The 13,376-nt window shown below is 64.2% G+C and carries 12 protein-coding genes; 8 read left to right on the forward strand and 4 right to left on the reverse strand.

Annotated elements, in window-relative coordinates:
• Positions 1–73: 73 nt before the first annotated feature.
• Positions 74–1,258: an acyl-CoA dehydrogenase gene (locus tag J0J06_RS01670; RefSeq protein ID WP_294040798.1), complete on the reverse strand. Its 1,185-nt coding sequence runs from the start codon at positions 1,256–1,258 to the stop codon at positions 74–76.
• 56 nt (positions 1,259–1,314) lie between these two features.
• Between J0J06_RS01670 and J0J06_RS01675 the strand changes: the two genes are divergently transcribed.
• Both J0J06_RS01675 and J0J06_RS01680 read left to right on the forward strand, forming a co-directional pair.
• Entirely contained in the window at positions 1,315–2,121 is an 807-nt protein-coding gene (locus J0J06_RS01675; protein WP_294039626.1) for a CoA ester lyase, read from the forward strand.
• Positions 2,118–2,996, forward strand: coding sequence for an ROK family protein (locus J0J06_RS01680; RefSeq protein WP_294039627.1), 879 nt, complete (start codon positions 2,118–2,120; stop codon positions 2,994–2,996). The genes J0J06_RS01675 and J0J06_RS01680 overlap by 4 nt, the downstream gene beginning before the upstream one ends.
• Positions 2,997–3,012: 16 nt before the next feature.
• Here J0J06_RS01680 and J0J06_RS01685 read toward each other — a convergent pair whose 3' ends face one another.
• Both J0J06_RS01685 and J0J06_RS01690 read right to left on the reverse strand, forming a co-directional pair.
• Complete coding sequence (locus J0J06_RS01685) at positions 3,013–4,068, reverse strand: DUF1996 domain-containing protein (protein WP_294039628.1); 1,056 nt, start codon at positions 4,066–4,068, stop codon at positions 3,013–3,015.
• Between the two features lie 447 nt (positions 4,069–4,515).
• A complete protein-coding gene (locus J0J06_RS01690) occupies positions 4,516–5,490 on the reverse strand; it encodes a UDP-glucuronic acid decarboxylase family protein (protein WP_294039629.1) in 975 nt (324 codons plus the stop codon).
• A 343-nt stretch (positions 5,491–5,833) separates the two neighbouring features.
• On the opposite strand from J0J06_RS01690, the gene J0J06_RS01695 reads away from it, so the two are divergent.
• Positions 5,834–7,144, forward strand: coding sequence for a sugar transferase (locus J0J06_RS01695; protein WP_294039630.1), 1,311 nt, complete (start codon positions 5,834–5,836; stop codon positions 7,142–7,144).
• 33 nt (positions 7,145–7,177) lie between these two features.
• Positions 7,178–7,918, forward strand: a complete 741-nt coding sequence (locus tag J0J06_RS01700; protein WP_294039631.1) for an FkbM family methyltransferase — start codon at positions 7,178–7,180, stop codon at positions 7,916–7,918.
• A 45-nt stretch (positions 7,919–7,963) separates the two neighbouring features.
• Here J0J06_RS01700 and J0J06_RS01705 read toward each other — a convergent pair whose 3' ends face one another.
• On the reverse strand, positions 7,964–8,641 hold the full coding sequence (locus J0J06_RS01705) for a hypothetical protein (RefSeq protein ID WP_294039632.1): 678 nt from the start codon (positions 8,639–8,641) through the stop codon (positions 7,964–7,966).
• A gap of 191 nt (positions 8,642–8,832) precedes the next feature.
• On the opposite strand from J0J06_RS01705, the gene J0J06_RS01710 reads away from it, so the two are divergent.
• The 4 genes from J0J06_RS01710 to J0J06_RS01725 all read left to right on the forward strand — a co-directional run bounded on the left by J0J06_RS01710 (position 8,833) and on the right by J0J06_RS01725 (position 13,365).
• Positions 8,833–10,188: an O-antigen ligase family protein gene (locus tag J0J06_RS01710; RefSeq protein WP_294039633.1), complete on the forward strand. Its 1,356-nt coding sequence runs from the start codon at positions 8,833–8,835 to the stop codon at positions 10,186–10,188.
• Positions 10,189–10,249: 61 nt separating this feature from the next.
• The gene (locus tag J0J06_RS01715) at positions 10,250–10,957 is read left to right on the forward strand and encodes a methyltransferase domain-containing protein (protein ID WP_294039634.1); all 708 of its coding nucleotides are present in this window, start codon (positions 10,250–10,252) and stop codon (positions 10,955–10,957) included.
• 40 nt (positions 10,958–10,997) lie between these two features.
• Positions 10,998–12,404: an oligosaccharide flippase family protein gene (locus J0J06_RS01720; RefSeq protein WP_294039635.1), complete on the forward strand. Its 1,407-nt coding sequence runs from the start codon at positions 10,998–11,000 to the stop codon at positions 12,402–12,404.
• Positions 12,397–13,365: a glycosyltransferase gene (locus J0J06_RS01725; protein WP_294039636.1), complete on the forward strand. Its 969-nt coding sequence runs from the start codon at positions 12,397–12,399 to the stop codon at positions 13,363–13,365. The genes J0J06_RS01720 and J0J06_RS01725 overlap by 8 nt, the downstream gene beginning before the upstream one ends.
• The last annotated feature ends 11 nt before the right edge of the window (positions 13,366–13,376 follow it).

The raw sequence follows: 13,376 nt of genomic DNA on the forward strand, positions 1-13,376 counted from the left end.
CCATCTCCCGCGCTTTTCCAAGACCAAACCGTCGGTGATGGGCCCCCGCTTTCGCGGGGGTGACGGCGGAACATTAGAACGCGGCGATCCCGGTGATGGCGCGCCCGAGGATCAATGCATGGACGTCATGCGCGCCTTCGTAGGTGTTGACCGTCTCCAGGTTCATCAAGTGGCGCATCACCTGATACTCGCTCGAGATGCCGTTACCGCCGTGCATGTCGCGGGCGTCGCGGGCGATGGTCAGCGCCTTGCCGACATTGTTGCGCTTGACGATCGAGATCATCTCCGGCGCGAATTTGCCTTCGTCCATCAGGCGTCCGACCCGGAGTGAGGCCTGTAGCCCGAGCGCGATCTCGGTCTCCATGTCGGCGAGTTTCTTCTGGTAGAGTTGCTTGCTGGCCAGCGGCACGCCGAACTGCTTGCGGTCGAGGCCGTATTGGCGGGCGGCGTGCAGGCAGAACTCGGCTGCGCCCATGCTGCCCCAGCTGATCCCGTACCGCGCGCGGTTGAGACACCCGAACGGGCCCTTCAATCCCTGCACCTCGGGCAGCAACGCGTCTTCGCCGACCTCAACCTCGTCCATCATCACCATGCCTGTGATCGACGCACGAAGCGACAGCTTGCCCTCGATCTTGGGCGTCGACAGACCCTTCATTCCCTTTTCCAGGACGAACCCGCGAATGCCGCCGCCATGCGCGTCGGACTTGGCCCAAATGACAAACACATCGGCGATCGGGGCGTTCGAGATCCAGGTCTTTGCTCCAGAGAGCGAATAGCCGGTCGCGGTCCTGGTTGCCCGCGTGGTCATGCTGCCGGGGTCGGACCCGGCATCGGGTTCGGTCAGCCCGAACGCGCCGATATACTCGCCGGTCGCGAGCTTCGGCAGATACTTGCGGCGCTGTTCTTCCGATCCGTATTCGTAGATCGGGAACATCACCAGGCTCGACTGCACCGACATCATCGAGCGATAGCCAGAGTCGATCCGCTCGACCTCGCGTGCGACGAGGCCGTACGCGACGTAGCTTGCGCCGACCCCGCCATATTCTTCGGGGATCGTCGGGCCGAGCAGGCCGAGTTCGCCCATCTCGCGAAAGATCGCCGGGTCGGTGGTCTCGTGCTGGAACGCGTCGATGATCCGCGGCGCGAGCTTGTCCTGCGCATAGGCCCGCGCCGTGTCACGCACCATCCGCTCGTCCCCGGTCAACTGATCCTCGAGCAGGAACGGGTCCGCCCAGTCGAAATGTCCCATGCCGGCCATCATGATCTCCTTGCCCCCGCATTGTCGTGGCTGGCGGCTTCAGGCAAGGAAAAGCGATGCATGAATCCTTTCGTCCCCGCCGCAGCGCGTTGTTCCTGCCCGCAAGCAACGGCCGCGCGATCGAAAAGGCGAGGGGGCTGGCGGCCGATGTCGTTATCCTCGACCTGGAGGATGCGGTCGCGGCGGAAGCCAAGGCCGGAGCGCGAGAGGCGGCGGTCGCTGCCGCCGACGAAGGGTTCGGCGCGCGCCAGTGCGTGATCCGGGTCAATGCCGACGATCCTTATGATCTGGCGGCTGCGGCAGCGAGCAAGGCCGATTCGGTGCTCGCGCCCAAGGTGCGCAACGCCGCCGATGTGGCGCGATACCGCGCGGCGCTGGGCGGCAAGCCGCTTTGGGTGATGATCGAAACGTGCGAGGCGATCGGCCGGCTGCAGGACATTGCCGATGCGGGCGCCGCGGGACTGGTGTTGGGTGGCAACGATCTCGCGCTCGAACTCGGCGCGCGCCCTGGGGCGGAGCGGGCGTGGCTCGCGCCGGTTCAGGCGATGATGCTGGCGGCGGCGCGCTCACGCGGGGCGATAGCGCTCGACGGCGTGTGCAACGACTTCAGCGACGATGCGCGGCTGCGCGTGGAATGCGATGCGGCGGCCGCAATGGGCTATGACGGCAAGTCGCTGATCCACCCCCGCCAGATCGATATCTGCAACGCCGCATTCAGCCCGGGCGAGGCCGACATCGCCTGGGCGAGCAAGGTACGCGACGCGTTCGCCGGTAGCGACGGCGGCGTGATTCAGGTTGAGGGCAAGATGGTCGAGGCACTGCACCTCGTCCAGGCCGAACGGATTCTGGGGATGGCGAAATGAGGATTGTCGGAGTCGAACTCGGCGGCACCAAATGCATCTGCGTATTGTCGCTGGACGGCGCGACGATCGCGGAGGAGCGGCGCATCCCGACCACCGATCCCGTGACGACGATGGCCGCGATCGAGGATGTGCTCGATGCGTGGCGGCCGTTCGACGCGATCGGCATAGCGAGCTTCGGGCCGATCGGGATCGATCGAGGCGCGGCGAGCTATGGCTTCATCACCGCGACAACCAAGCCCGGCTGGGCGAGTACCGATGTCGCCGGTCGACTGCGCGACCGCTATGACGCGCCGGTCGAATTTCACACCGACGTGGTCGGCGCGGGACTGGCGGAGGGGCAGTGGGGCGCGGCGAAGGGTTTACGTGACCATGCCTATGTCACGGTCGGCACCGGTATCGGCATTGGGCTGATCAGCGACGGCAAGCCGGTCGTGGGGATGACCCATCAGGAACTCGGTCATATCCGGCCGGTCCGAGCCGAGGGCGACGAATGGCCCGGCATGTGCAGCTTTCACGGCGATTGCGTCGAAGGGCTGGCGTCCGGTCCGGCAGTCAAGGCGCGCGCCGGGATCAGCGCCGACCAGATCGCGCAGGATTCACCGGTCTGGCCGCTCGTCGCGCATCCCATGGCGCAGCTTTGCCATACGTTGGTCCTGACCGGCGTCCCGCGCCGGATCGTGTTCGGCGGCGGCGTGGCACTCGGCGTGCCGTGGCTCCTGCCGATGGTGCGCGAGATGCTCGACGCGAGCATCGGCAGCTATGGCGACCGGTCGCTACTGGGCGACCTGAACGACTATATCGTTCCCGCGGCGCTCGGCGGTGAGGCGGGTCCGCTGGGCGCTGTCCTGCTCGGGCAGCATGCGCTGAACGGGTAGCCGCCTCCGCCTGTCGTTAGTTTGGCTTGGCGGGAATATCCGCGAGTACGGTTGTGCTGCCGTAATTATACCCCGCCAGCGTCTTGATCTGCGTTCCGTTGCCGAGGTCGCCGCCGGTGCAGCTCAACAGCTTTTCGATGCAATTGCTCGTCCACGCCGTCAGGATGCTGTCCTCCCACGCGCCGAACCAGTCGGCATGCAGCGTCGCGCCCGGCGGCAAATCGGCCATGCCGGCCATCCGGTCGGACGCGAGATACCAATTGGGTGCACTCGCGTCAGTCGTGTACCACGCACCGAGCTGGAATTCGGGGATGATATAGGGATAGCCGGCCGGGCATACTGGCTGCGCGTTCTCGTTATAGACGCGGTACGCCATGTGGCTGCGATGGTCCGGGCTGTCGAGGTCCTTGCCGTTCCAGCAATCGGGCGCGACCAGCACCGCACCGAGCCGCGAACCAGCGGGGCAATGCTGCAACGCTTCGCCGATCGTCGCGAACTGGCCCGACACGGCGCCCGTGCCATCACAGTTCCACCAGCGCTTAGCTGTGTTGGTCGGCGTGCTGGCGGGATCGAGCATGTTGTAGCCAAATATGTAGCGCAGGCCCCGCGGCAATTGGACACAGGCCGTGGCGTAGGTGTGGCACCGCGGGTCGGTCGACGGCATGCGCTTGTAATAGACCGCCAGATAATCGGGCATCACGACCTTGCCGGCCCCGTTCATCATCGCCGGAATCCAATATGCCGACCGGTTGAGTACCGCGTTGCAAGTGCTGTCGCCGGTCTTGCGCAAACTGTCATAGGTCGAATTGGCGTCGGCGAGCGTGTTGCCGAAGAAGGTGTGGAGGTGCGACTTGCCCGGCTGGCCCGGATAGACGATTGGGTCGTTATAGGCATTGTGGCTGGGCGCGCAGAGGAAACGGAACGCGCCGACATCGTCCTCGTGCCCCGGAATGTCGCCGGTGCCCCAGGCTGGCTGGAGGAAATCGTTGACGTTGATGCCCGACGATACCGCTTCGAGGCCGGCGACGGACGGCGCGGGAACGCTGGTCCCTGTCGGGGCTGGCATCGGCATTGGCGTACTGGTGGACGATGGAGTGGGGCTGGGAGTCGCGGTCGGCGCGTCGGCGACCGGCGTTCCTGTCGAAGCTGAGGTGCCGCCAGCGGCGCCTCCGCCGCACCCCGCGAGAGCTAGGGCGGCGAACAAAAGGGCACAATGGCCGGACGAACGGAACGCACGACGGATCATGCCCCAAATCAATATGGGGAGCACGTAAATACCTGGTTAAATGGGGGAATTTTTCTTTTTGTTTACTATGTCTGTTATCGGATTTCCAACCATCCGGGGGTGCGAGTCATCTTGCGCGGCGCACCATCCGTCCGGTTACGGCTTGAAGCCGACGGGATATGTTGAGGGCGCGTGCGACGGCGCCCATGCAATTGAATGCACAGTTGAAAAATAGTGTAACGGCGGGTGGAGCGCCTTTCGGGACGGGCCGTTTATCGTTCCGTCGTGCCGCGATCAGTCTGCGGTGGCGGTGGACCCGATGTCCTTCAGCAAGCGGTCGAAATAATCGATCGTCTTGCCCAGCCCCTCGCGCAACTGGATGCCCGGTTGCCAGCCGAGTCGGTCGCGTGCGGTCGAAATATCTGGCTGACGCTGGCGGGGATCGTCCTGGGGCAACGGCCGGAAATCGAATTCGACGTTCGACCCGACGAGTTCGCGCACCAGTTCCGCCAGCTCGATCATCGTGAATTCGACCGGGTTGCCGATATTGATCGGCCCCGTCGTCTCCTTCGACGAATCCATCAGCGCCATCAGGCCGGCGACCAGATCGTCGACGTAGCAGAACGACCGGGTCTGCTTGCCGTCGCCATACATCGTGATCGGTTTGCCGCTCAGCGCCTGGACGATGAAGTTCGACACGACTCGCCCGTCATTGGGGTGCATGCGCGGGCCGTAGGTGTTGAAGATGCGCGCGACCTTGATCTCGGTGCCATGCTGGCGGTGATAGTCGAAGAACAACGTCTCGGCGCAGCGCTTACCCTCGTCATAGCAGGAGCGCGGGCCGATCGGGTTGACGTTTCCCCAATATTCCTCGCGCTGCGGGTGCATCGTCGGGTCGCCATAGACTTCGCTGGTCGAGGCCTGGAGGACCTTGACCTTCAAACGCTTGGCGAGGCCGAGCATGTTGATCGCGCCCATCACGCTCGTCTTTGTCGTCTGGACGGGATCGAACTGGTAATGCACGGGCGAGGCGGGGCAGGCGAGGTTGTAGATCTGGTCGACCTCGACCGACAGCGGGAAGGTCACGTCATGCCGCAGGATCTCGAACGACGGATTGTTGCGCAGATGCGCGACGTTGCGGAGGCGTCCGGTATAGAAATTATCGACGCATAATACTTCCGCGCCGCGCTCGATCAGGCGATCGCACAGGTGCGATCCGATAAAGCCCGCGCCGCCGGTGACCAGGACACGCTGTTCGAACGAAGTCATACGCCAACCCCCAGATGCTGTGGCGGCTATAATCGCGGGGCGGTCTAGCGCAAGGCACTACACTGGTTCGGGATGTCCCGGATTGGCCGTTTGCGGGACCCAAAGATGAGCGACCCCTCACCATGTCCCGAAACCGGACGATGGCGGCGTTTGTATAGAATTTGGCGCAGAATTCCGCGAGAAATTCATCCCTAACGACGATGTTGCGTTTGCGAACATCGGTGAACTGGGGCATGGCCGCTCCCAACGTACAGGGTTATCGACGGGGTAGGCACTTCCTTTGGATATGGCCGCATCAAAGGCACTACTGACGCAGGACCGAGGCTCGATGGAGCGTCGGCGGATGCGGTTGTATGCGCTTTGCCTCGCACTCGATCTTGCCGCGATCTTCGCCGGTTTCTGGCTGGGCAGCCTGACTCAGGGCGCGCGCGGACTGACCATCAACGGTTTCCCGGTGGTGTTCGGCGCGATGCCGTTCTTCGTCATATTCGGGCTGATGTATGGCGCCTACAGCGTCAAGGGTCTGAGCGACTATGCCGATTCGGCGCGCGGGGTGCTGGCGGCGTTCGGTGCGACGTCGCTCCTTATAGTGACGTTCGCGTTCCTTGCCCAGGTCGGGGCCGTGATGTCGCGGCAGGCCTTTGTCTACGCGGTGCTATTTTCGGTGGCGCTGATTCTCGTCGGTCGCGCGCTCGTCGCGGCGCTGGTGCGCTGGGCGTTCGACAGTGTGGTCGAAAAGAGCCTGTTGATCGTCGACGGACCACCGGTCGGACTGGCGCCGGATTGCGACGTGCTGGACGCCAAGGCGCTCGGGTTGCGGCCCGACCTGGACAATCCGGGCACGATCGCTCGGCTGGGCGGGCTCGTCGATCCGTACGACAAGATTTATCTCGGCGTGGGAGAGGCGAACCGCGAAGCGTGGATCACCACGCTGAAGGCGACCGGCATGGCCGTCGAATTGTTGGTGTCGCTTCAAGACATACATGGCGCGGTGGGGCTGGGACGACTGGGCGACCGCGATACGCTGATCCTGTCGATGGGGCCGCTGAGCCTGGCCAGCCGAGTCCAGAAGCGTGCGTTCGACCTGGCGCTGACGATCCCGGCGCTGATCCTGATCGCGCCGTTGTTGCTCGTCGTCGCTATTGCGATCCGGTTGGACTCCAAGGGGCCGGCATTGTTCGCGCAGACTCGCATCGGCCGGAACAACCAGCCGTTCAAGATCTTCAAGTTCCGCTCGATGTATATGGCCCAGACCGACGCGAACGGCACGGTGTCGGCAAGCCGCAACGACAGCCGCATCACGCGCGTCGGCAAGTTCATCCGCGCCACCAGCATCGACGAGCTGCCGCAACTGTTCAACGTGTTGATCGGCAACATGAGCCTGGTCGGCCCGCGCCCGCACGCAACCGCCTCGACCGCCGGGGATCAGTTGTTCTGGGAAGTGTCGCACCATTATTGGATGCGCCATGCGTCGAAGCCGGGCATCACCGGGCTGGCGCAGATCCGGGGCTTCCGTGGTTCGACCGAAAAGCGCGAGGATCTGGAGGGGCGGTTGCGGTGCGACCTCGAATATCTGCAGAACTGGACCTTTTGGGGCGACCTGGTGATCCTGCTCGCGACGGTCAAAGTCCTGAAGCATCAGAATGCGTTTTGACGGGCGCGCGGTGACGGCGGACGGTCGCTGACGATGGCTTCCTTGTCACAGCGGCTGATCGCGTCGGTGTACGCGCGATTGGGTTCGGCGTCGCGGCTCGCGGTGGCGGACCTCGCGATGCGCAATTTCGAAGAGACGACCTACCAACGGCTCGTTCAGATGGGCTTCGCGCCCGACGGTTATATCGATGTGGGCGCGTATCACGGCAACTGGACGCGTCTTGCGCACCGCGTGCTCGGGCCCAAGCCGACGCTGATGGTCGAGGGGCAACCCTCGCTGGTCCCTGCGCTCGAAGCGTTCGCCGCGACGCGCGGCGACATGGCGGTCGCCAGCGGTGTGTTGTCCGATACGTCGGGCCAGCAAGTGCCGTTCTACGAAATGGGTACTGGCTCCTCGATCTTCGCCGAGGCCAGCAACGCGCCGCGCGAACAGAAGACCACGACGACGAAGACGCTGGACGAGGTCGCTGCAACGTTCCTGACCAATGTGTCGGCGCCGTTCCTCAAGATCGACGTGCAGGGCGCCGAGCTGAAGGTGCTGGCGGGTGGCGCGAAAGTGCTGGAGAAGGCGTCGCTGGTGCAGCTCGAAGTGGCGATGCTGCAATATAATCAGGGCGCGCCGCTGATGCCGGACGTCGTAGCCTGGATGGCTGGGCGCGGCTGGCTGCCGACCGAGATTTCGGGGTTCAGCCGCCCGTCGGGGCCACTGGTTCAGATCGACTTGCTGTTCGCGCGCGCGGATTCGCCACTTCGCCCCAGCGAGTTCCGGTTTTAACGATGCGCCGCGTTGCTCCTTCGACCGACGCCGTAGGGCGCGGCGTCAGAATTTGAACTTGCCGCCATGCGCGTCGCCACGTTTCCGAAACAGGTTGCGAAACTGCCGCGCAAGTTCGACCGCGTGGCGGACGACGGGCAGCCGGTCGTAGATTTTGAGGTCGCCGATGTCGGTGCGCGACGCGCGCTGGTTGCCGATCGCCGGTTCGGCAAAGGCGGTCTTCACCTCCGGATGCGCCCGGCGGAACCAGACATAGGCGCCGTCGATCGGCGGGAATTGGCCTTCGGGATTCAGCCCGGTAAAATAGTCGGCGACCTGTTTCGCGGCCGCGGCGGTGAAGCCCATCATGTGTGCGCCGATGATATCGCTGTTCTGCAAATCGTCGGGCCGGTCGGCGTAGTAACCGCCGTAGAAGATGTCCCACCCCTCGGGCGCGACATAGTCGCGGATGCCGGGGACGAAATCGCAATCGTCCTCCAGGATCAGCACCGACGCGCCTTTCGCCGCGGCCTCTTTCAGGATGGCGTGATGGCTGAGGAACACGCCGTGCATCCCGATCGAGGAGTGGTTCAGCGCTTCGGTCGGGCGGATCGCGCGGAAGAATTCGACGCGCGGATCGTCGCCGATCCCGGCATGGTCGAGTTCGCGTTCCATCCGTCGTCGCCGGTCGGTGCGTTCCGGCAGGTTGATGATGCGGATCATGTCGAATTTGTCGAAGATCATTGGTTGTCCACTCTGCGTGCGCGCGCTTGTTATAAGAAACCGCCCCGCCGACAAGATCGTTTACCATTCGGGCCGGAGGTGACGTCCGCGGCACCGTCGCTTTCCGCGCGCAACGGGGCGGCGAATTTGGTATCGGGCGCCATGACCGGGAAGGGCAGGCGCTGTCGCCGGGCCGCGTCGGGGAGCCGGTAATGCATTATGTCGTCTTTGCGCTGATCCTGTTGAGCACCCCGATGCTGGCGTCGATGCTTCGCCAGTATCCGGACCTGCGCCCTTGGGCGCTCACCGCAATCGGCGCATTGATGTTCACCGGCGGCAATCTGCGCATCGACGCGGCGCTGATCGGCTGGCCGATGTGGAACGGGACGGCACGCGGCATCGAGATTTCCCCGATCGATGCCTTGGCGATGGCCCTGATCCTGACGCGGCGGGGCAAGGGGCCGACGCGGCCGTTCTGGATCGCGATCGGCGCGTATGGGGCTGTCTTGTTGCTGTCGATGACCCAGGCATCGGTCTGGATGGCGACGCTGTTTTCGTGCTGGCAGTTTGTCCGTGCGGGAATCGTATTCACCGCGATTGCGGGCGAATGCGCGTGGCCCGACCTGCGGTCCGGGTTGTTTCGCGGTCTGTCGCTTGGGCTGATGTTGCAGGCCTGCTACGTCATCAACCAGAAGCTGCACGGCATGGTTCAGGCGACCGGCACGATGTTCCATCAGAACACGCTGGGCATGATGACCGAATTGGCGCTGCTGATCCTGATCGCGGCGTTGCTGGCCGGGGAACGCAGCAAGTTGATCAAGGTGGGAATTGCCGCCGGTCTGATCGTGATCGCGGGCGGCGGATCCCGCGGCGCGATGGGGATCGCGGGCGGCGGGATCGTCGTGTACGTCCTGCTGTCGCTGATACGCGGCGTGACGCCGATCAAGATGAAGATGGTCGGGCTGGGTGCGTTAGCGGCGGTCGTCGTGGTGCCGTTGGGCATGGCGACGCTGAAGGAGCGGTTCGGATCGGAATCGATCACGACCCAGGAGACTCAGCGTGCCGCCTTCGAACGCGCGGCGACCGCGATGGCCGCCGATCACCCGGTGCTGGGCGTCGGCGCCAACCTCTATGTGCCGACCGCCAATCTGAAGGGCTATGCGGACAGGGCCGGCGTGGCGTGGAATTTCGCCAATCGATCGGCGCCGGTGCACAACGCCTATTTGCTCGCGCGCGCGGAAACGGGATGGGCGGGCGAGCTTGCGTTTCTTGCCCTGCTGATCGCACCGCTCGTAATCGGGCTGCGCTTCGCTTTCAAAAACCGGGTCGGCGTAAGCGGCGAGATCGCGCTCGGCGCGGCGATCGCGATGGGCGTGAACGTGGTGCACAACAGCTACGAGTTCACGGTGTTCAACTATGAGGTTCTGGCCTTGGTGTTCATGACGATCGGGGTAATCGCGGCGCAGGTGCGTGGCATCCCGTCGATACGCCCGCGCCGCGCCGCGCCGCCGGTCGAGGTCGATCGGGCAGTTCCGCAACTAGCGGGCAGGGCGCCAACGATCCGTTGACAGTTTGAATGTATGCCACCACGCAGCGCCGGGTCTCTCGTGCGCTGCGCAGCGGGATGGAATGAGTAAGATGGAACAGGAAAAGAGCTGGGAAACCAGCATGTTGGGCTATGGCGATGCGCTGAAGGCGATCGTCGCCGCGCATCCCGACGCCAAGATTCTCGAACTGGGCGCGGGCCGCCGGCCGTCCTTCACGTTCGAGGAAATGCCGTCGACGGTGAAGTCCTATACCGTGAACGACATCAGCCCGGAGGAGCTATCGCTGCTGCCTGACGGCTATGACCAGGCGTGTTTCGACGTCAGTGGCGACGCCAGTAACTTTAGTGACCGTTATGACGTAGTGTTCTCGCGCTTCCTGGCGGAACATGTCGCGGACGGTGAGGCGATGCACCGCAACGTCTATCAAGTGCTGCGCGACGGCGGGACGGCGTTCCACCTGATTCCGACGCTCTATGCGATGCCGTTCGTGATCAACAAGTTCCTGCCCGAGCGGCTGACGAGCTGGGTGCTCGCCACCTTTGCGCCGCGCCGCGCGATCAACCCGAAATTCCCGGCTTATTATTCGATGTGCTACGGCGATCCTGAGAAGATGGCGCGCAAGTTGAAGCAGATCGGATACAGCAAGGTCGAGGTGCGCAGCTTCTACGGCCATTTCTATTACGAGAAGATTCCGGTGCTGCGCGGTATCCACCGCTGGTTTTCGGATCTCGCCGCGCGCAATGAATGGACCCGGCTGAGCAGCTACGCCTATATCAAGGCAGAGAAGTGATCGGTTCTAACCCCCCAGCAATGGGTTGATCGGACGCCGCGTGACCGAGGCCGCACCGTCGTTGAAACCGCTTGCCGGCAAGGCGCTGGCGGCGACGCGCGATCCACTCGTGCGCCGTGCGGCGTGGCTGACGCTGCCGTTCGGGGTGCAGCAGGTGATCCGGCTCTGCACCAGCATCGTGCTCGCTCGTCTTCTGGCGCCGGAAATGTTCGGCGTCATGGTGCTGATCAACACGCTGCGCACCGGCACTGAATTGCTGTCCGATCTGGGCATCGGGCAAAGCGTGGTGCGCAGTCCGCACGCCAACAACCAGACGTTTCTCGACACTGCCTTTACCGTGCAACTGGCGCGGGGCGTATTGTTGATGACGGTAGCGTTGCTCGCAGCGTGGCCCGTCGCCCACGGCTATAACAACCCCGAACTTGCGAAAATCATCGTCGTCGCGTCGCTGACCTTCCTGCTCACCGGCCTCCAGTCGCCGGATTTGTTTCTGATGCAACGAGATATTCGCGTCGCGCATCGAGGCATCTTCGACATGGTGACCGTGGTGGCGTCGAGCGTCATCACGATCGGGCTGGCATGGTGGTGGGGCAACGTCTGGGCGCTGGTCTGGGGACTGGTGCTCAGCACCTTCTTTTCGACCGCGATGACCTTCGCCTTCGCGCCGCTCCGATTTCCGCGGCTGACCTGGCATCCGGAATATTGGAACGAGATTTTCCATTTCGGTAAATGGGTGTTCCTGTCGACCGCGATCTATTTCGCCGCGATCAGCACCGACAAGATCTATTTCAGCGCGGTGCTGCCGCTGGGCCTCGTCGGCATCTACGGCGTCGCGCGCACGTTTTCGGACATGTTGACGTCGCTGGCGCAGCGTTTCGGCGCGTTCCTGGTGTTTCCTAAGGTGGTCGAACTGCGCCAGCAACGTGGCGAAGTGTCGGAGGCGTATCAGCATAAAAGGCGGCTCGCGCTTGGCGCGATCGCCGTGGGGATCGCGGTCGCGCTGGCAGTGTCCGACCGCGCGATCCTGATACTCTACGATGCGCGCTATCACGCGGCCGCGTTCATTCTGCCGGTGCTGTTCGCCGGCGCGTGGTTTGCGGTGCTGGCGGCGTTCGGCGAATCCACGCTGTTTGGGCTTGATCGTCCGCGCGCCAGCGCTGCGGGGAATCTGGCGAAGTTCGTCATCATGATCGTCGGCCTGCCACTGGCCGTGGCGCGGTATGGCGTGTTCGCCGGGCTGCTGGTGTTGATGCTTGCGGAAGCCGGTCGCTGGGCGGCGTTGTCGGTGGCGTTGCGCGCGGAGCGGCTGACCTCGGTGCGCGACGATGTGCTGATGACCATCGGCGTGTTCGTGCACGCGGTGATATTGAAGGCCGGGCTGGGGGCGATCGGACTGGTGCCGACGTTCCAGCAATGGTGGGCGTTGGGCGCATCCGTCCATGGCTGACGGCGCGACCTCGATTGGCATCGTCGCGATCGGTCGCAACGAGGGGGAGCGGCTGGTTCGCTGCCTTGCGTCGATCCCGGCGGGCGTGCCGACCATTTATGTAGACAGCGCCTCGACCGACGGCAGTCCGGAGAGGGCCCGGGCTGCCGGGGCGACGGTCCACTCGCTTGACATGGCGCGACCGTTTACCGCAGCGCGCGCGCGGGCGGAGGGCGTGGCGGTGCTGTTCGACCGGCATCCCGGCATCGAGTTCCTGATGTTCGTCGATGGCGATTGCGAGATCGAGAAGGACTGGCTGAAGATCGCCGCCGATTTCCTCGAGCAGAACACCGATTTCGCCGCTGTCTGTGGGCGGCGGCGCGAGCGTTTCCCAGAGGCGAGCTTCTACAACGCGCTGGCCGATTACGAATGGTCACAACCGGCGGGGGAAGCCGAGGCTTGCGGCGGCGACGCAATGATGCGCGCGTCGGCCTATCAGGCGGTCGGCGGGTTCGATGCGAAGATGATCGCGGGCGAGGAACCCGAATTGTGCGGACGGCTGCGCGCGGCGAAATGGCGGATCATGCGGCTCGATGCGCCGATGACGATCCACGACGCGGCGACGTTCCGTTTCAGCCAATGGTGGAAGAGGGGCGTGCGCAGTGGTTTCGGCTATGCCCAGGCGTGGCGCGTGACGCGCGCACAGGGACAGCCGCTCTATAATCGCGAACTCAGCCGCGCCTTCGGCTGGGGGGCGATCTTGCCGCTCGTCAGTATCGTTGGCGCGGTGGTGATCCATCCGCTTGCCGTGCTGCTTTGGCCCGGAATGAATCTACTGCAGATCGCGCGCTGGTCGCCGCGCGTCGGGGTGCGGCACGCGACGCTCGCCGCAGTGGCGCATTTCGCCGAGTTGGCCGGGGCGCTGCGCTATATCGGGCGCGCCCTGCGTGGCGATGCCGGCGGAACACTGGTCTACAAATGAATGGCGAGACC

The organism is Sphingomonas sp. (assembly GCF_017304615.1).
In the GTDB taxonomy this organism is placed as follows: domain Bacteria; phylum Pseudomonadota; class Alphaproteobacteria; order Sphingomonadales; family Sphingomonadaceae; genus Sphingomonas.